General features: G+C 30.3%; 19 protein-coding genes. 18 read left to right on the plus strand and 1 reads right to left on the minus strand.

The features are described 5' to 3' along the window. Nucleotides 1–91 precede the first annotated feature (91 nt). The 11 genes from smc to ACQPUW_RS05845 all read left to right on the plus strand — a co-directional run bounded on the left by smc (nt 92) and on the right by ACQPUW_RS05845 (nt 10,443). The gene (gene smc, locus ACQPUW_RS05795) at nt 92–3,649 is read left to right on the plus strand and encodes a chromosome segregation protein SMC (protein WP_430836534.1); all 3,558 of its coding nucleotides are present in this window, start codon (nt 92–94) and stop codon (nt 3,647–3,649) included. Nucleotides 3,650–3,671: 22 nt separating this feature from the next. Continuing rightward, nucleotides 3,672–4,586: a signal recognition particle-docking protein FtsY gene (gene ftsY, locus ACQPUW_RS05800; protein ID WP_430836535.1), complete on the plus strand. Its 915-nt coding sequence runs from the start codon at nt 3,672–3,674 to the stop codon at nt 4,584–4,586. An 85-nt stretch (nt 4,587–4,671) separates the two neighbouring features. After that, nucleotides 4,672–5,001, plus strand: a complete 330-nt coding sequence (locus tag ACQPUW_RS05805; RefSeq protein WP_430837280.1) for a putative DNA-binding protein — start codon at nt 4,672–4,674, stop codon at nt 4,999–5,001. Between the two features lie 16 nt (nt 5,002–5,017). After that, on the plus strand, nt 5,018–6,373 hold the full coding sequence (gene ffh, locus ACQPUW_RS05810) for a signal recognition particle protein (protein WP_430836536.1): 1,356 nt from the start codon (nt 5,018–5,020) through the stop codon (nt 6,371–6,373). A 32-nt stretch (nt 6,374–6,405) separates the two neighbouring features. Continuing rightward, nucleotides 6,406–6,651, plus strand: coding sequence for a 30S ribosomal protein S16 (rpsP, locus tag ACQPUW_RS05815; RefSeq protein WP_307483653.1), 246 nt, complete (start codon nt 6,406–6,408; stop codon nt 6,649–6,651). A 51-nt stretch (nt 6,652–6,702) separates the two neighbouring features. After that, nucleotides 6,703–6,930: a KH domain-containing protein gene (locus tag ACQPUW_RS05820; protein ID WP_307483655.1), complete on the plus strand. Its 228-nt coding sequence runs from the start codon at nt 6,703–6,705 to the stop codon at nt 6,928–6,930. Between the two features lie 87 nt (nt 6,931–7,017). Beyond that, on the plus strand, nt 7,018–7,515 hold the full coding sequence (gene rimM, locus ACQPUW_RS05825; RefSeq protein WP_430836537.1) for a ribosome maturation factor RimM: 498 nt from the start codon (nt 7,018–7,020) through the stop codon (nt 7,513–7,515). Continuing rightward, on the plus strand, nt 7,505–8,221 hold the full coding sequence (gene trmD, locus ACQPUW_RS05830; RefSeq protein WP_430836538.1) for a tRNA (guanosine(37)-N1)-methyltransferase TrmD: 717 nt from the start codon (nt 7,505–7,507) through the stop codon (nt 8,219–8,221). The genes rimM and trmD overlap by 11 nt, the downstream gene beginning before the upstream one ends. Before the next feature lie 119 nt (nt 8,222–8,340). Next, complete coding sequence (gene rplS, locus ACQPUW_RS05835; protein WP_430836539.1) at nt 8,341–8,688, plus strand: 50S ribosomal protein L19; 348 nt, start codon at nt 8,341–8,343, stop codon at nt 8,686–8,688. 83 nt (nt 8,689–8,771) lie between these two features. Next, on the plus strand, nt 8,772–9,614 hold the full coding sequence (gene ylqF, locus ACQPUW_RS05840; RefSeq protein ID WP_430836540.1) for a ribosome biogenesis GTPase YlqF: 843 nt from the start codon (nt 8,772–8,774) through the stop codon (nt 9,612–9,614). 22 nt (nt 9,615–9,636) lie between these two features. Next, nucleotides 9,637–10,443 carry a ribonuclease HII gene (locus ACQPUW_RS05845; protein WP_430836541.1) on the plus strand — a complete coding sequence of 269 codons (807 nt, stop codon included), beginning with the start codon at nt 9,637–9,639 and terminating at the stop codon, nt 10,441–10,443. A gap of 41 nt (nt 10,444–10,484) precedes the next feature. On the opposite strand, the gene ACQPUW_RS05850 is transcribed toward ACQPUW_RS05845, so the two are convergent. After that, nucleotides 10,485–10,850: a YraN family protein gene (locus ACQPUW_RS05850; RefSeq protein WP_430836542.1), complete on the minus strand. Its 366-nt coding sequence runs from the start codon at nt 10,848–10,850 to the stop codon at nt 10,485–10,487. Nucleotides 10,851–10,963: 113 nt separating this feature from the next. On the opposite strand from ACQPUW_RS05850, the gene ACQPUW_RS05855 reads away from it, so the two are divergent. From ACQPUW_RS05855 to pyrH, 7 genes are all read left to right on the plus strand, one after another. Further along, on the plus strand, nt 10,964–12,493 hold the full coding sequence (locus tag ACQPUW_RS05855) for a YifB family Mg chelatase-like AAA ATPase (protein ID WP_430836543.1): 1,530 nt from the start codon (nt 10,964–10,966) through the stop codon (nt 12,491–12,493). A gap of 14 nt (nt 12,494–12,507) precedes the next feature. Continuing rightward, complete coding sequence (dprA, locus tag ACQPUW_RS05860; protein WP_430836544.1) at nt 12,508–13,566, plus strand: DNA-processing protein DprA; 1,059 nt, start codon at nt 12,508–12,510, stop codon at nt 13,564–13,566. Between the two features lie 44 nt (nt 13,567–13,610). After that, the gene (gene topA / locus ACQPUW_RS05865; RefSeq protein WP_430836545.1) at nt 13,611–15,704 is read left to right on the plus strand and encodes a type I DNA topoisomerase; all 2,094 of its coding nucleotides are present in this window, start codon (nt 13,611–13,613) and stop codon (nt 15,702–15,704) included. A 195-nt stretch (nt 15,705–15,899) separates the two neighbouring features. Further along, nucleotides 15,900–16,676 (plus strand): GTP-sensing pleiotropic transcriptional regulator CodY, encoded by a 777-nt coding sequence (gene codY / locus ACQPUW_RS05870; protein ID WP_430836546.1) that lies wholly within the window; start codon nt 15,900–15,902, stop codon nt 16,674–16,676. 218 nt (nt 16,677–16,894) lie between these two features. Continuing rightward, nucleotides 16,895–17,596, plus strand: coding sequence for a small ribosomal subunit protein uS2 (gene rpsB, locus ACQPUW_RS05875; protein ID WP_430836547.1), 702 nt, complete (start codon nt 16,895–16,897; stop codon nt 17,594–17,596). A 95-nt stretch (nt 17,597–17,691) separates the two neighbouring features. Continuing rightward, nucleotides 17,692–18,600, plus strand: coding sequence for a translation elongation factor Ts (gene tsf / locus ACQPUW_RS05880; RefSeq protein ID WP_430836548.1), 909 nt, complete (start codon nt 17,692–17,694; stop codon nt 18,598–18,600). A gap of 71 nt (nt 18,601–18,671) precedes the next feature. After that, a complete protein-coding gene (pyrH, locus tag ACQPUW_RS05885) occupies nt 18,672–19,382 on the plus strand; it encodes a uridine monophosphate kinase (RefSeq protein ID WP_430834294.1) in 711 nt (236 codons plus the stop codon). Nucleotides 19,383–19,391 lie beyond the last annotated feature (9 nt).

The raw sequence follows: 19,391 nt of genomic DNA on the forward strand, positions 1-19,391 counted from the left end.
AGAAGATGCAAATTGCACTTGCGGTATTTTTAGTTTTAGTATTTTTAATATCCTTAGTACCGATATTTATATAGCATAGGGAGTGGAATGGTTGTTTTTAAAATCTTTAGAAGTAAGAGGGTTTAAATCCTTCGCCGATAAAACAGAACTTAAATTTAGGAAAGGGGTTACAGCGGTTGTAGGACCTAACGGCAGTGGAAAGAGTAATATTTCAGATGCAGTAAGATGGGTCCTTGGAGAACAAAGTGTCAAGACACTTAGAGGTGGCAAGATGGAGGATGTAATCTTTGCCGGAACTCAGTACAGAAAACCAGTTGGACTTGCACAGGTTTCTCTTACTTTAGATAATTCAGATGAAGTCCTTTCAACTGATTATAATGAAGTAACTGTAACTAGAAGGATATTTAGATCAGGAGAAACTGAATATCTTATAAATAATAGTAAATGTAGACTTAAGGATATAACAAGTCTTTTTATGGATACAGGGATTGGTAAAGAGGGCTATTCACTTATTGGACAAGGTAAAATTGAAGCAATCCTAAGTGGGAGACCAGAGGATAGAAGAGCACTTCTTGAAGAGGCTGCTGGGATTGTTAAATATAAGTGGAGAAAAAATGAGGCTGAGAAGAAGTTATCTAATACTGATGAAAACTTAATCAGAATAAGAGATATTATATCTACTTATGAAGAAAGATTAGAACCTTTAAGAGTAGAGAGAGAAAAAGCTTTAAAATTTAATGATTTATCTGAGGAGCTTAAAGAAAAGGAAGTTTCTTTAATTGTAAGTAATATAAAATTTGTTGAAAATGAACTAAAGGCTTTTAATGAAGAACTAGAAAAAAGAGAAAAAGATTTAAATGTTAAAAGAGATGGATTAAAGAATAAAAGAGAAACATTAAAAAGTATAGAAGAAAAGCTTGAAGAACTTGAGAGTAAAACTACTGATAAGAAACTTGAGTACTTTACTAAAAAGGAAGATATAACAAAAGCTAATAGTGATATTGAATTATTTAATGAAAGAATAAATAATTTAAATAAAACTATTGAAAAAAATAAATTTGAAGAGTATGGACTTAATAATAAAGTTAAAGATATACATAAAGAAAAAGAAATCTTAGAAAAAGAGTTATCTGCAAAAAAAGAGGAACAAAAATCTAGAGAAGAAGAGATTACTACGCTTGAAGAAAAGAATAAAAATCTTAGTTTAAAGATAAAGGAATTTGAATTAGAACTTAAGAACTTAAAAAATAGTGAGCTAGAATTACTTAGAGGAAATTCTTCTATAAAAAATAAGATAACAGAAATAAGTAGTGAAATAAAAAATAAAGAAGAACGAAAAAATAGGATAAAGAATTCCCTTGAAAGTGTTAATAGTAACATAAATATTAACAAAGCTAGCATAAATGGATTAACTTTAAAAATAGAATCAGAAGAAAAAGAATTTGAAATATTAAGAGAAAAGGTTTCTTCAAGTAAGCAAACACTATCAAGACTTAATAATAATTTACTTAAAAAAGAAAATGAATCTAAGGGAGCTAATATAGCTATAAGTAAGCTCGAGGCTAATAAATCTATGCTTGAAGACCTTGAAAACCAGTATGAGGGATATAATAGATCTCTTAAAAATTTAATGGATAGAGTATATAAAAAGCTTACTCCACATACTGAAAATATAAATGTTTTAGGGGAAGTTTTTGATGTTCCTAAAGGATATGAGCAGGCAATAGAAACAGCTCTTGGTGGGTCAATTTCAAATGTTATCACAGAAACAGAAAAAATTGCTAAAGACTTAATTGGATATTTAAAAAGCAATAAGCTAGGAAGAATTACCTTCCTGCCTCTTAACATAATAAATGGAAAGAGAATTAGTGTTGATAATAGAGTAAAAGATATAGATGGGTATTTAGGTATAGCATCAGAAATAATTGAATTTGATAATAAGTACACTAGGGTTATTGACTACGTTCTTGGAAGAACTTTAATTTGTTCTAATATGGATAGTGCTTTCAAAATTGCAAAGATAACAGGATATAAGCATAAAATTGTAACTTTAGAAGGTGAAGTTTTAAATGCAGGAGGGGCACTAACTGGAGGTAGTATAAAGGGTAAAACCTCAAATATATTAAGTAGAAAAAGAGAAATTGAAGAAATTGAAAATAGAATTACCACAGGAAAAGAAAAATTAAAAGAGATATCAAAAGAAATAGAAAAAATAAATAGTGAAAGAAAAATTATAGATGAATCAATTTTAAATGATACAGATAAAATACATGGAATAAAAATAGAGATGGCTACAAATAAAACTGAGTTATCAAACTTAGAAAATCAAATTAAGAAATTAAGGGATACATTAGTATCATCTCAAAATGAAGAATCTAAGATTGATTTAGATATATCTTCTTTAAAAGAGCGCTTAAATGAATATGAGAGAAATCTTAAAGAATTAGCAAGTGAAAATTCTTTAAATAAAGAAAGAGAAATTGAACTTGAAAATATTTTAAATAAAGAAAAAACGTATATTCAAAAGTGTAATAATGAATTAACAGAGGCTAGAATAAATAGAGCCTCTATAAATGAAGTACTTCAAAGTAAAATTAATGATATATCAAGAAAAGATATTGAATTAAAAGAGAGTAATTTAAAAATTATAGAAATTCAAAAGGAAAATGAAGATTCTTTAAAAGGTATAGAAAAATCTAAAAGTGATATTGAAGATAGCTTAAATCTAATAAAAGAGAATACTAAAAGATTAGAAGAGTTAGAAGAAATATTTAAAGAAGACGAAATTAAAAAAGGTTCTCTTAAAGAAGATTTTAGAAAAATTGATAGTTTAATTACTGAAATGAGAGAGATAATAAATAAAGAAGAAGGCGAGTTTAATAGAAGAGAGATTCTTAAAGCTAAAAGTGAGATGGAAATAGAAAATCACTTTAAAAAGCTTAATGAAGAGATGGATTTAACTTATGTAGAAGCTCTTGAAATTGCAAAGCCTATTGAAAATATCATGGCCTTCAAGGACAACATAAATTCAATTAAAAGAAGAATATCAGCTTTAGGAACTGTAAACCTTGCAGCGATTTCAGAATATGAAGAAGTTAGTGAAAAGTATGAGTTTATGTCTACGCAAGAACAGGATTTAGAGAAGGCTAAAGAAGAGCTTATTTCAGTTATACAAGAAATGACTCTAAAAATGAAAGCAATATTTAAAGAGAATTTTAAAATTTTAAATAAAAACTTTGATGAAACATTTAAAGAATTATTTAAAGGTGGAACTGCAGAGCTTATATTAGGGGAAGGTGATGAACTTACAGCTAATATAGAGATAAATGTAATGCCACCTGGAAAGAACCTTCAAAATATTAATTTAATGTCTGGTGGAGAAAAAGTATTGTCTGCAATAGCCTTACTTTTTGGTATACTTAAAATGAAGCCAACTCCTTTCTGTATATTAGATGAAATTGAAGCTGCACTTGATGATGCAAATGTATATAGATATGCAGAATTTTTAAAGAAATTTTCAGAAAAGGATATTCAATTTATAGTAATTACTCATAGAAAAGGAACTATGGAAGTAAGTGATGTTATGTATGGTGTTACAATGGAAGAAAAGGGAGTTTCTAAAGTAGTATCAGTTGATTTAACTAAATAGGTGTAGAAGTGGAGGACTTAAAATGTTTGGAAAATTATTTGATAAGTTAAAAACAGGTTTAACAAAGACTAGGGATGGGTTACAAGATAAAATTAATGAAGCATTAAATTTAGCTGTAACTATTGATGATGATTTATATGAGGAATTAGAAGAAATATTAATAATTTCAGATATAGGTATGGATACAACTGTTGAAATTATAGATAGATTAAAAGTTAAAATTAGAAAAGAAAAAATAAACGATCCTCAAATGGTAAAACCAGCCCTTAAGGAAGTTATAACTGAAATGCTTCTTGAAGGAGATAATGAAGAGGAATCAAATGGATCAGAAAAAGAAGTTTTACTTGTAATTGGGGTAAATGGAGTTGGTAAAACTACATCAATTGGAAAGCTTGCAGCTAAAAATAAGCAAGAAGGTAAAAAAGTATTACTTGCAGCAGCAGATACATTTAGAGCGGCTGCAATTGATCAGCTTGAAGTATGGAGTGATAGAGCAGAGGTTGATATAGTAAAGCAAAGTGAAGGATCAGATCCAGCTGCAGTTGTTTTTGATGCAGTTCAAGCAGCTAAAGCTAGAAATGTAGATCTTTTAATTTGTGATACAGCTGGAAGACTTCATAACAAAAAGAATTTAATGAATGAACTTTCAAAGATAAATAGAATTATAGATAGAGAATATGGAGAAGCTAAGAAGCAAACGTTTCTTGTTTTAGATGGTACAACAGGACAAAATGCGGTAATTCAAGCTAAACAGTTTATGGAGGCTTGCCCTATAGACGGAATAATATTAACAAAATTAGATGGTACTGCAAAAGGTGGAGTTGTTATATCTATAAAGCAATCTCTTAACATACCAGTTAAGTATATTGGGGTTGGAGAAGGTATTGATGATCTTCAAAAATTTGATGCAGAAAGTTTTGCTGAAGCATTATTTTAAAAAAAAATTAAGGTGTTAAGTAAAAATACTTGACACCTTAAAATATATCTGTTATTATCTCTTTTGTGGGTAAGGTGATTATATGATGGAAGATAGGGTTGAGATTTCATTATTGATGGATTTTTACAAACCATTACTAACTGAAAAGCAAAAAAATATTATGGAATTATATTTTGAGGATGACTTATCCTTAGCTGAAATTGCTGAATTAAACAACACAAGTCGTCAAGCAATCCATGATTTGCTTAAAAGATGTTATAAGCAACTTTTAACCTATGAAGAAAAGTTAGGCTTACTTCAAAAGAGTATAAATCGAGAAGAAAAAATTATAAAACTTCTAAAAAACTTTAAAGAAAAGTATTCTATTTCTAATAAAGAATATGATATGCTAAAGAAAGAACTAGAAGATTTATAACATTAGGAGGTTTAATATGGCTTTTGAGGGATTATCAGAAAAGCTTCAAAATACCTTTAAAAAATTAAAGGGAAAAGGAAAGCTTAATGAAAAAGATATTAAAGAAGCTATGAGGGAAGTAAAACTTGCTTTATTAGAAGCAGATGTTAACTATAAAGTAGTAAAAAAGTTTGTTAAAAGTGTTAGTGAAAAATGCGTTGGTAGTAATGTGTTAGAAAGCTTGACACCAGGTCAACAAGTTATTAAAATAGTTAACGATGAACTTACTGAACTTATGGGAGGAAGCGAAAGTAAAATAAATTATTCAAGTAGTGGGACTACAGTAATAATGCTTGTAGGACTTCAAGGAGCTGGTAAAACTACAATGTGTGGTAAGCTAGCATTAAACCTTAGACAGAATAATAAAAAACCGCTTCTTGTAGCATGTGATATTTACAGACCTGCAGCTATAAAACAATTAGAAGTTGTAGGAAAGCAAATAGATATACCTGTATTCTCTATGGGAGATAAAGAAAAAGCAGTTAATATTGCTAAAGCGGGTATAAAATATGCAAAAGATAATGGGAATAACGTAGTTATTATAGATACAGCCGGAAGATTGCATATCGATGAAGGCTTAATGCAAGAATTAAAAGATGTAAAGGAAGCTGTAAATCCTTCAGAGATTTTACTTGTAGTAGACTCAATGACAGGTCAAGATGCAGTAAATGTTGCAGAAAGTTTTAATGATGAACTTGATGTATCAGGAGTTATCTTAACTAAGCTTGATGGTGATACTAGAGGTGGTGCTGCACTTTCAATCAGATCAATTACTGAAAAGCCAATAAAATTTGTTGGTATCGGTGAAAAAATGAATGATTTTGAAGTGTTCCATCCAGACAGAATGGCCTCAAGAATACTTGGAATGGGAGATGTATTATCCCTAATAGAAAAGGCTCAATCTGCAATTGATGAAGATGAGGCAGCAGATTTTACAAAGAAAATGATGAACCAAGGTCTTAACTTCGAAGACTACTTAACAGCAATGGAACAAATGAAAAAGCTTGGACCATTGAATAAGTTGATGGAGATGATTCCAGGAGTTAATGCAAAAGAATTACAAGGTGTTGATTTTGATCAAGGTCAAAAACAAATGGAAAAGGTTAGAGCTATAATTCTTTCAATGACTTTAAAAGAAAGAAGAAATCCATCACTTGTAATTAGTAATTCTTCAAGAAAGAAAAGAATTGCAAAGGGATCAGGTTCAACAATACAAGAAGTTAATAAACTTATTAAAGGATTTGAGATGATGAAAAAGCAAATGAAGCAAATGAAATCACTTCAAAAGGGAGGCAAAAAAGGTCTTCTAGGTAAATTGCCTTTTATGAGTTAATATAATTATACTTTAAAGGAGGTGAAATTAACATGGCAGTAAAGATTAGATTAAGAAGAATGGGAGCTAAGAAAGCACCTTTCTACAGAGTAGTTGTTGCTGATTCAAGAAGCCCAAGAGATGGTAGATTCATCGAAGAAATCGGATTCTACAATCCAATTTCAGAACCAGCTGAAATAAAAATCAACGAAGAAAAAGCTAACAAATGGCTACAAAATGGTGCACAACCAACAGAAGTAGTTAAAAAGCTTTTCGTAAAGGCAGGCCTAAACAAGTAATTTTAGGAGGTGAATACTGCACCTAGTACATACACTATATGCAGGACACTTATGAAAGAATTAGTTGAAGTAATAGCTAAGTCTCTTGTGGATAAGCCTGATGAAGTTAAAGTAAATGAGATTGCAGGTGAGCAATCAATTATACTAGAACTTAGGGTTGCACCAGAAGATATGGGCAAAGTTATTGGAAAACAGGGAAGAATAGCAAAAGCTATTAGAACCGTAGTAAAGGCTGCAGCAATAAAAGAAGAAAAAAGAGTAGTAGTTGAAATTATCTAAAAGAGTTAGGCCTGTCCTAACTCTTTTTATATAATATAAGGATAAATATTTAATTCTTTGATAATTATAAAAAAGAGGTGAACGCTAATGGGAGAATTTTTTAGAGTAGGTAAAATAGTAAATACTCACGGATTAAAAGGTGAAGTTAAAGTTATGGCAACAACTTCTGATGTTAATAACTTTAAAAGATATGGAACTGTTTTTATAAACGGAGTTGAAAGAGCCATTGAAGGTGTTAAATTCCAAAAAGATAGAGTAATCTTAAAGATAGAAGGAATAAATTCAATTGATGAGGCTGAAACATATAAAAACAAAATTTTAGAAGTTCCAAGAGAAAGAGAACCTGAACTTCCAGAGGATACTTTTTATGTTACTGACCTTATAGGTATACATGTATTTGATACTGAAGGTAAGGATCTTGGAGCTATATATGATGTTATAGAAACAAAAAATAATGATGTATATTGGATTAGAGAACCTAAAGAATTACTAATCCCTGTACTTAAGACAATCGTTTTAGATATAGATTTAGATAATGAGAAGATTGTTATAAGACCAGTAGGAGAATGGCAAGATGAAGATTAGTGTTTTAACGCTTTTTCCAGATATGTTTTCTATATTTAATCATAGTATTATAGGTAAAGCACAAGAAAAAGGACTGGTAAATATAGAGTGCTTTAATATTAGAGATTATACAAATCATAAAAATAAAAAGGTTGATGATTATCCTTATGGTGGTGGTGCGGGAATGGTAATGGCGCCTCAACCTATTGTAGATACTATAAGAGAATGTAAGAAAAATAATCCAGGGAAAGTTATATTTTTAGGGCCTAGAGGAAAGCAATTTAATCATGAACTTTCAAAGGAACTTGCAAAAGAAGACAACTTAATATTTATATGTGGACATTATGAAGGTATTGATGAAAGAGTATATCAGCATATAGATATGGAAATATCACTTGGTGATTTTATATTAACAGGTGGTGAAATGGCTGCTATTCCTGTAATTGATTCTATTCTTAGATTAAAACCAGGAGTGCTTGGAAAAGAAGAAAGCTTTATGGATGAATCATTCTCTAATGGACTTTTAGAATATCCTCAATATACAAGACCTGAGGAATTTGAAGGAGTTAAGGTTCCAGAAGTATTACTTTCAGGGCATCACGAGAATATAAGAAAATGGAGAAGAAAAGAGTCGTTAATAGCTACAAGAGAAAAAAGAAAAGATTTATTTGATAAAATAGAACTTACAAAAGAAGACAAAAAGATATTAAAAGATCATAATAAATAAAATGTTGCAATAAATGATATTTTATGCTAGAATATGCTTTGTGCTAGTACGGGCGTTCCTCTTTTGGATTATAGCTCCGGAAAGAACGTCACAATTTACTTATTAGGAGGGAATGCACAATGAACGAAATTTTAAGAGCAATAGAACAAGAACAAATCAGAAACGATTTACCAAGCTTCAACGTTGGGGACAACATAAAAGTTCACCAATTAATCAAAGAAGGTAACAGAGAAAGAGTTCAAGTATTTGAAGGAACTGTTATCAAGAAGCAAAATGGTGGTTTAAGAGAAACTTTCACTGTAAGAAGATTAGCTTACGGTACAGGTGTTGAAAAGACTTTCCCAATGAACGCTCCAATGATCCAAAAGATCGAAGTTTCAAGAAGAGGTAAAGTAAGAAGAGCTAAGTTATTCTACTTAAGAGACAGAGTAGGTAAGGCTGCTAAGGTTAAAGAATTATTAAGATAATTAACCATAAAGAAGAGGCTTAGAATTAAGTCTCTTTTTTTTCTATAGATAAAAAGAATCAATACGTAAGGAGGAGTTTTTTTATGGCAATTAACTGGTTCCCGGGGCATATGAAAAAGACTCAGAGGGAGATTAAAGAGAATTTAAAGCTTGTAGATGCTGTTATAGAAATTAGAGATGCTAGAATTCCAGCAAGTTCTGCAAATCCAGACATAGATAAGCTAGTAGGCGATAAACCAAGGTTAATACTTTTAAATAAAAGTGATTTAACAGAATCTAAAGTTACTAAAGAATGGATAAAACATCTAACTAGAGATAATGTTATGGCTATGGAGGTGAACTGCTTAAAAGGAAGTGGATTTCAAAAAATAAAGCCTGCACTTAATGAGCTATTAAAAGAAAAGCATGAAAGACTTAAAGGTAAGGGATTAAAGGTAATCATGACAAGAGTTATGGTTGTAGGAATACCTAATGTAGGGAAATCTACATTTATAAATAAGATGGCTAAAAATAATATAGCGCAAACAGGAGATAGACCAGGGGTAACTAAGAGTAAGAGATGGATAAAGACAGCTATGGATATAGAGATGCTTGATACTCCAGGAGTTTTATGGCCTAAGTTTAAAGATGATGAAACAGCATTAAATCTTGCATTTACAGGGGCTATAAGAGATGAAATAATGGATATAGAAGATTTAGCCTATAGACTAATTGAGAGGCTTCAAGAGTTCTATCCTGACAACTTAATAGAAAGATATAAGATAGATACTGTATATGATAATCCACTTGAAACTATGGATGCTATAGCTATAAAAAGAGGAGCTATAATGAAAGGCAGAGAAATAGATTATAATAGAATATCAGTTATTATATTAGATGAATTTAGAGGTGGAAAGATAGGAAATATCTCATTGGAAAGACCTTAATTTATCAAATTGGAGGGGTTTTATGAAACTTCTAAATAGTGATTTAAGCACTATGAGTTATAAAAATATAAAAGAAGAGTTTGATAGTCTTAATCTTGATTTTAAGAGTGATTATGCTGTAGCTTTAAGTGAAATACTTTTAAATGATAAAAGAAAGAATGTTAATAGTCTTGGAAGCAAGATATTAAAAGAAAAGCAGAAGCTTAAAGATGAAGAAGTTAGAGTAAAGAAGATGTATGACTTTGATAGAGGGTTTGCAAAAGGAAGGCTTCTAGCTGGAGTTGATGAAGTCGGCAGAGGACCTCTTGCAGGACCTATAGTATCAGCAGCTGTAATACTTGATTTAAATTCAATAGATGATGAGATGATTTTTTATTTAAATGACTCAAAAAAATTATCAGAAAAAAAGAGAGAGGAACTTTCTTTAATAATAAAAGAAAAAGCAATAGCTTACTGTATTAGTGAATGCTCTAATGATGAAATAGATGAAAAAGGCGTAGGAGTATGTAATAATGAAGTTTTCCTTAAAGCAATACATGGTCTAGAGAAAAGAGCTGATATTATTTTATCTGATGGATATACTGTTAAAGGTATAGATAGAGAAAATAAGTCAGTTATAAAAGGTGATACAAAAAGCGCATCAATTGCTGCTGCTTCAATTATAGCTAAAGTATATAGAGATAACTTGATGAAGGAATTAGCAACTAAATATCCGGAATATGGATTTGAAAATAATGTAGGGTATGGAGCTTCAAAACATGTTGAAGCAATAAAAGAACACGGTGCGACCCCTGTTCATAGAATGAGTTTTTTAAGAAATATATTATAAGAAGTAGTAATAGCTAAAAAGGCTATTACTACTTTTTTATTTTATCTAAATGCATCTTTAGTATGAATTATATTATTAGTATTATTTTGATGATTTAAATACACTTCTATAACATCAAATCTTACGAAATAATCATTAAATTTATTATTAAGTAGGAAATATTTTGTTAATTTTTTTATATTCTGAATTTTACTAAAGCTAATTGATTCAATACCTCTTCCGAACTTAATATCATATCTACTTTTTACTTCTACGAAGCATAAGATATCATTTTTAAAACAGATTATATCTATCTCTCCAAATCTATTAGAATAATTTCTCTCTAGGATTATATAGTCTTTACTACATAAATAATTTGAAGCAAGGTCTTCTCCATAATAACCAATATATTTATTATACTTTTTCATTTAAAACACCTCTCTAATTATGATTATTGACAGTTAAAAGAATTATTATCGGTGTAAGAATCTTTGATTAAAAATATTTTTTAGTGTTAATACTCCTTTATGAGGTGAGGTAGATGGCCATAAATATAAAAAGTGCAACTAATATTGGAATAAATAGTTTTGTAATAAATGTTGAAGTTGATATATCAAAGGGACTTCCAGCATTTAATATAGTTGGACTCGCAGATACATCAGTTAGAGAAGCAAAAGAGAGGGTTAGAACTGCTATTGTTAATTCAGGATTTGAATTTCCTTTAGGCAGAATAGTAATAAATTTAGCGCCAGCAGATATTAAGAAAATAGGAACATTACTAGATTTACCTATTGCCATAGGAATACTTATAGAATCAAATCAAATTCAGAAAAAGGATTTAGATAAATATTTAATTATAGGTGAATTATCATTAAATGGAGAACTTAAAAGAACTAGAGGAATAACACCAATTATAATTAAAGGAATTGAAGAAGATATAGAAAACTTTATTATACCAAGAGAAAATATAGATGAAGCTATAGAGGTATCAAAAGGAAATGTATATGCAATGACTTCTTTAAAGGAATCTGTAGATTATGTAAATTGCGAAGATATGTTGCCTTTAGATTTTGGTGAATATAAAGAAGAAAAAAATGTCGAATGGAAAAATAATTTCAATTCTATAATTGGACAAAATTCATCAAAGAGGGCAATGGAAATTGCAGCAGCCGGCAGACATAATATTTTGTTATATGGAAATCCAGGGTCAGGTAAGACTATGCTTGCAAAAGCGTTTAATTCAATACTTCCGCCACTTACTGAAGAAGAAAAAATTGAAATTGCAAAGATATATTCAATATGTGGGATGATTGATACATATAAAAATATAAGAATACCATTTAGAGAGCCACATCATACAATTTCAAAAGTTGCATTAGTTGGTGGAGGGCGAGATATTAAACCAGGAGAAATAACTTTAGCTCATAATGGAGTTCTTTATTTGGATGAAATTTTAGAATTCAAAAAGGAAGTATTAGAGGTACTAAGGATTCCTTTGGAAGAAGGAGTAATTAGAGTAGATAGACTGAATGAACGAGTCGAAATGCCAAGTAAATTTCAGCTTATAGCTTCTTTTAATCCTTGTCCATGTGGGAAAAAGTCTATAATTCCTGGAGAATATGATAAATGCGAATGTAGTGAAAATGAAATACGAAGATATCAAAAGAGGTTATCAAAGCCTTTAAAAGATAGAATTGATATATTTAATTATGTTCCTTCATTGAAATTTGAGGAGTTAAAAAAGAAAAATTTAGAGGATGAAACTAAAAATATTAAGGAAAGAGTTTTAAAGGCTAGAGAAATACAGAAAGAGAGATTGAAGGATACTCCTTATAAGTTTAATTCAGATATAAGAGGGAAAGATATATTTGATTTATGCAAGATATCTAGAGAAGGAAAAGAAATTTTAGAAAATTATTTTAAAATTAACAATCCTTCTTTAAGAGGATATGGGAAAGTTATAAAGGTGGCTCAAACTATAGCAGATTTGGAGCTTCATGAAGTAATAAAAAGAGAACATATTATAGAAGCAATTAATTACAGAAAAGATGTAAATGGAGAAATTATATAATAAGAGGTGGACAAATGGAAAAATATATATTATGGTTAATGATGTTAGAATGTACTAATATTCAAAAAATAAAATTAATTAGTATTTTCTCCAATGAGAAGAATATATTTGATAATTTTGATGAAATAATAAAAACATATTTAAAAAGTTATAAAAATTTTGTAAATTATGACAAAGAAAAAGAATTAGAAAAAGTTACCCTTATCGAGGAAAAATTAAGAAGTGAAAACATAAGTTATATAACGATTAACAGTAATAAGTATCCAGAGGATTTAAAAAGTATCCATGAGCCACCTTATGTATTGTTTTATATGGGAAATATAAATTTATTAAGTAAAAGAAAAGTCGGTATTGTAGGGTCAAGAAAGAATAGTATTTATGGAGAGAGAGCTACTAGAGTTATAACTAAAGAACTAGTTAAGAATGATATATGTATTGTAAGCGGTGGTGCTTTAGGGATTGATGCTATAGCCCATGATGAATGCCTAAAAAATCAAGGTGATACAATTGCTATATTAGGATCTGGGCTAGATATTTATTATCCATATAAAAACAAAGCTCTGTTTAATAAAATTAGAGAAAAAGGTCTTATTATCTCAGAGTTCTTGCCAGGTACTAAGCCTTATGCATATAATTTTCCAAGAAGGAACAGAATAATTAGTGGATTATCAGAAGCTATAGTAGTTACAGAAGCAACAAAGAAGAGTGGGTCATTAATAACTGTTACATGCGCATTAGAGCAAGGTAAAGATGTTTTAGTTGTACCACAATCAATTTTTTCAAGTGGTGGATATGGTGCAAACCTTTTAATAAGAGATGGTGCATATATTTATACATCAATTGAGGATATTTATTTGCTTTTACATATAGATAAGAGTAAGGTAAAAGAAGAGAATAGTGATATGGTTCATAGTGATATTTTAAAAATTATAGAGAGTGAACCAATGCATATTGATGATATATTTACAAAGTCACAGGTTGACAGAAATACTTTATATGGTTTATTATTTGAACTGCAAATTAAAAATGAAATATTAAGTCTACCTGGCAATTATTATGTCAGAGTAACATAAGTTTAAGGGGGTGAATAACTCCAGTATTATTAGTGGAGTTAGTTATGGGCCAAAAATTAGTAATAGTAGAATCACCAGCAAAGGCAAAAACAATAGGAAAATATTTAGGAAAAAATTATATTGTTGAAGCGTCAATGGGGCATATAAGAGATTTACCTAAAAGTAAATTAGGTGTTGATATAGATAATGATTTTGAACCAAAGTATATAACAATAAGAGGTAAGGGAGATCTTCTTAAGACATTAAGAAAAGCTGCAAAGAAGGCGGATAAAGTTTATCTTGCAACTGACCCCGATCGTGAAGGAGAAGCAATATCATGGCATTTAGCAAATCTTCTAAATATAGAAGAGGGAGAAGAGTGTAGGATTGTATTTAATGAAATAACAAAGACTGCAGTTAAAAATTCTATAAAAAATGCTAGACAGATAAATCAAAATTTAGTTGATGCACAGCAAGCTAGAAGAATTTTAGATAGACTAGTTGGTTATGAAATAAGTCCAATTCTTTGGAAAAATGTAAAATGGGGCTTAAGTGCAGGTAGAGTACAATCAGCAGCGCTTAAACTTATATGTGAAAGAGAAGAAGAAATAAAAAAATTCATTCCAGAAGAATATTGGACAGTTGACTGCGAATTAAAAAAAGGAAGAAAAAAATTCCCTATAAAGCTATCAACATATAAAAATAAAAAGATAGAATTAAAAACAGAAGATGAAACAAATAAAGTTATAAATTCAATAGATAAAGATAATTTTGTTATTAAATCAATAAAAAAAGGAAGTAAACTTAAAAATCCTATGGCTCCTTTTACCACTAGTACACTTCAACAAGAGGCAAGTAAGAAACTTAACTTTATGACAAAGAAAACAATGTCAGTAGCTCAAGGGCTATATGAAGGTGTGGAAGTTAAAGGGCATGGAACTGTAGGTCTTATTACTTACATGAGAACGGATTCTGTTAGAATATCACAAGAAGCACAAGAAAGTGCAAAAAGCTTTATATTAAATAATTATGGTGAAAGTTATCTACCAAAAGAAAGTAGAGTATATAAAGGAAAGAAAAATATTCAAGATGCCCATGAAGCTATAAGACCAACAAATATAGAAATAACACCAGAAGTTGCAAAAGCAAACTTAACAAATGATCAGTATAAACTTTATACACTTATATGGAAGAGATTTGTATCTTCTCAAATGGCATCATGCGTTTTAAATACTAATTCAATTGATATATTAAATGGAGATTATAAATTTAAAGCTAGTGGATCTACGATTCAATTTGATGGATTCATGAAAATATATGAATATGCAATTAGTGATGAGGATGATAATTCATTACCAGAACTTGAAGAAGGAGAGGTATTAAATGCAGCTTCCCTTGAAGGAAAGCAACATTTCACTCAACCTCCTGCAAGATATACAGAAGCATCATTTGTTAAACTTTTAGAAGAAAAGGGTATAGGAAGACCAAGTACTTACGTTCCTACAATTTCTACATTATTAAGTAGAGATTATGTAAATAGAGAAAAGAAAAATCTAATACCAACAGAACTTGGCTTTATAGTAAATAATATAATTTGTGAATACTTCAAACAAATAGCAGATGTAGATTTTACAGCTAGTATGGAAAGAAACTTAGACCATATTGAAGAAGGTGAAATACAATGGAAGTCTGTTGTAGGTGAATTCTTCGAGCCACTAAAACATTCACTAGAAAAAGCGGAAAAGGAAATGGCTAAAGTTGTAATAGAAGATGAAGTAAGTGATGTTCCTTGTGATAAATGTGGTAGAATGATGGTTATAAAAAAAGGACGATATGGAAAGTTCTTAGCATGTCCAGGTTATCCAGAATGTAAAAATGCTAAACCTATAGTTGAAGAAATAAAAGCACCTTGTCCAAAGTGTGGGAGAAAGGTATTAGCAAAGAGAAGTAAAAAAGGTAAGAGATTCTATGGCTGCTCAGGATATCCAGAATGTGATTTTGTAAGCTGGAATGAACCAGTTGAAAAGAAATGTCCAGAATGTAATTCTTATATGGTTAAGAAATATTCTAAAAAATCTGGAGATTATATTCAATGTTCAAATAGCGAATGTAAGTATAAAGAAGAAATAAAGAGTGAGAAGCAAGAAAATAAAGAATAAAATAGGTAATGATGATATAATGATACATTAAACAATCCTTTTGTCGAAAAAAATAAGAATATTGTTGAAATAGAGTATACAGTATGATAAACTGAACTAGTATTACGAATTTATTAAAAATTTAAAAAGATTTTGAATAGTCTAACAAATGGCAATATGAATCTGAAATTCGTTAGATATTAAGGAGGATTTTTAATGTCATCATTACTTAATAAAGCGAGAAAATTAAATAAAATATTACAGAAATCAGGTACTGAAGCTGTAGCATTTGAAGATATCTGTGAACTTTTAAGCGATGTACTAGCTTGCAACGTTTACATTATTAGTAAAAGAGGTAAGGTTATAGGACATAGTTTTTCAGAAAAGTTTGAATGTGCAATAATGAAAGAAAAAGTAGTCTATGAAAAAAGATTTCCAAATGAATATAATGAAAAGTTATTAAGAGTAACAGAAACACTATCTAATTTACCTAATAAAGGTGAATGTGTATTTGATGGGATTGGAAAGTGTGATATGTCAGACAAGCTTTCAACAATTGTTCCTATAATAGGAAATAGAGAAAGACTTGGTACACTTCTTTTAGCTAGATTTGGAGAATCATTTACAGATGATGATTTAGTTCTTTGTGAATATAGTGCAACAATTGTTGGAATGGAAATGTTAAGAGCTAAACAAGAAGAATTAGCTGAGGAGACAAGAAAGAAAGCAGTTGTTCAATTAGCTATAGGAACTCTTTCATATTCAGAACTAGAAGCTGTAGAACATATTTTTAATGAACTTGGAGGTACTGAGGGTTTACTTGTAGCATCAAAGATCGCAGATAAAGTTGGAATAACAAGAAGCGTAATTGTAAATGCATTAAGAAAATTTGAAAGTGCTGGAGTAATTGAATCAAGATCATTAGGAATGAAGGGAACTCATATTAGAATACTAAACGATAAATTATTAGATGAATTAAAAAAGATAAAATAAGCAATAATAACGAGTGATTGATAAATTTCAATCACTCGTATATTTTTAGTGAAAAATATAAAAAAAAACAAATTTATGTTGATAGAAAAAAAAGCTTATGTTATACTATCATAGGTAACAAAATACGCACATTATCGGGTTTGCAAGATAGGTGCCTTTGATTATAAGGTTTCTTGTAATTACAACGATAGTGGAGGAAAAAACCAGGAGGTAACAAAATGTCAGTTATATCAATGAAACAATTATTAGAAGCTGGTGTACATTTCGGACACCAAACTAGAAGATGGAACCCTAAGATGGCTCCTTACATCTTCACAGAAAGAAACGGAATCTATATAATAGATTTACAAAAAACAGTTAAGAAGGCTGAAGAAGCTTACAACTTCTTAAGAGAAGTTTCAGAAGAAGGAAAAGAAATACTTTTCGTTGGAACTAAAAAGCAAGCTCAAGAAGCTATCAAAGAAGAAGCAATAAGATCAAATATGCACTTCGTTAACAATAGATGGTTAGGTGGAATGTTAACAAACTTCAAAACTATCAGAACAAGAATTAAGAGATTAGAAGATTTAGAAAGAATGCAAGAAGATGGAACATTCGACGTTCTTCCTAAAAAAGAAGTTATCAAATTAAAAGGCGAAATGGAAAAGCTAGAAAAGAACCTTGGCGGAATCAAGAACTTAGATTCAAGAAATGTTGGAGCTATGTTCGTAGTTGATCCAAGAAAAGAAAAGAACGCTATTTCAGAAGCTAAGATATTAGGAATTCCAGTAGTAGCTATCGTAGATACTAACTGTGATCCAGAAGAAGTTGACTACGTAATTCCAGGTAATGATGATGCTATAAGAGCGGTTAAATTAATAGCTGCTAAGATGGCTGATGCTATTATCGAAGGAAGACAAGGCGAACAAATAGCTGAATAATATCAGAAGTATAAAAGGTAGGTGGAGAGCTTCTTCATTTACCTTTTACCCTAGATGGTAAGGGTTACTTTTTTTAAAATAAGGAGGAATTGAATATGATTACTGCAAAATCAGTTAAAGAATTAAGAGATAAGACTGGCGCAGGTATGATGGACTGCAAGAAGGCTTTAACAGAAACTAACGGAGACGTAGAAAAGGCTGTTGAAGTATTAAGAGAAAAAGGATTAGCTGCTGCTGCTAAGAAAGCTGGAAGAGTTGCTGCTGAAGGAATAGTTAAGACTTTCATATCAGAAGATAGCAAGAAAGCTTCAATAGTAGAAGTAAACTGTGAAACAGATTTCGTTGCTGCTAATGAAGAATTTGTAGCTTTTGCTGAAAATGTAGCAGAATTAGTTGCTAACACTTCAGTTGAAACTGTAGAAGAATTATTAAATGAAAAATTAGGAGATGCTACTGTACAAGAAACTCTTACAGCTTTAGTTGCTAAGCTTGGAGAAAACATGACAGTTAGAAGATTCGAAAGATTATCATTAGAAAATGGTGCTATCGAAAGCTACATCCACGGTGGTGGAAGAATCGGAGTTTTAGTTGAAGTTTCAACTGAAGGTGATGCTAACGTAGCTAAAGAAGTAGCTAAAGAAGTTTGTATGCAAGTTGCTGCTGCAAACCCATTATTCTTAAATAGAGATTCAGTAGATCAAGAAGCTTTAGAAAAAGAAAAAGAAATCTACAGAGTTCAAGCTTTAAACGAAGGAAAACCAGAAAAGATCGTTGAAAAAATGGTTATGGGAAGAATCCAAAAGTACTTCAAAGAAGTTTGTTTAATTGACCAAGTATGGGTTAAAGATGGAGACAAGACAATAACTAAGTTATTAGAAGAAAAGTCAAAAGAAGCAGGTGCTCCAATGACTATAACAAAGTTTGTTAGATTTGAAAGAGGCGAAGGTATCGAAAAGAAAGAAGAAAACTTTGCTGAAGAAGTTGCAAGACAAATGGGTAAATAGTAACCTACAAAAGAGAACACCTTGTGTTCTCTTTTTTTAAAAATTAATATGAATATTTCGGAGGGATTATAATGGCAGATTGTAAATATAATAGAGTAATACTAAAATTATCTGGTGAAGCGCTTGCTGGAACTAATGGATTTGGAATAGATTTTACTGTTGCAACAAGAATAGCTTTAGAAATAAAGCAATTAGTTGATTCAGGTGTTGAAGTTGGATGCGTAGTAGGTGGCGGAAACATCTGGAGAGGTAGAAGCGGCGAAGGAATGGATAGAACTACTGCAGATTATATGGGTATGATGGCTACATGTATTAATGCATTAGCGCTTCAAGATTCACTAGAACAAGTAGGCGTAGATACTAGAGTTTTAACTGCTATTGAAATGAAGGAAGTTGCAGAACCATTTATAAGAAGAAGAGCTATGAGACACTTAGAAAAGGGAAGAGTTGTTATTTTTGCAGCTGGAACTGGTAATCCATACTTCTCAACTGATACAACAGCAGCACTTAGAGCGGCAGAAATAGAAGCTGATGTAATTCTTTTAGCTAAAAAAGTTGATGGTGTTTATGATAAAGACCCTCATAAGTATTCAGATGCAATAAAATATGATAAACTATCATATATAGAGGTTTTAGAACAAGGATTACAAGTAATGGATTCTACTGCAACTTCTTTATGCATGGATAACAATATTCCTATATTAGTATTTGGTTTAGATGAACCAGGTAATATTCAAAAAGCTATTTCAGGTCAAGAAATAGGTACATTAGTTTCAAAATAAAAGGAGGAT

The sequence above is a fragment of the Clostridium sardiniense genome (assembly GCF_050584765.1).
In the GTDB taxonomy this organism is placed as follows: domain Bacteria; phylum Bacillota; class Clostridia; order Clostridiales; family Clostridiaceae; genus Clostridium; species Clostridium sardiniense_A.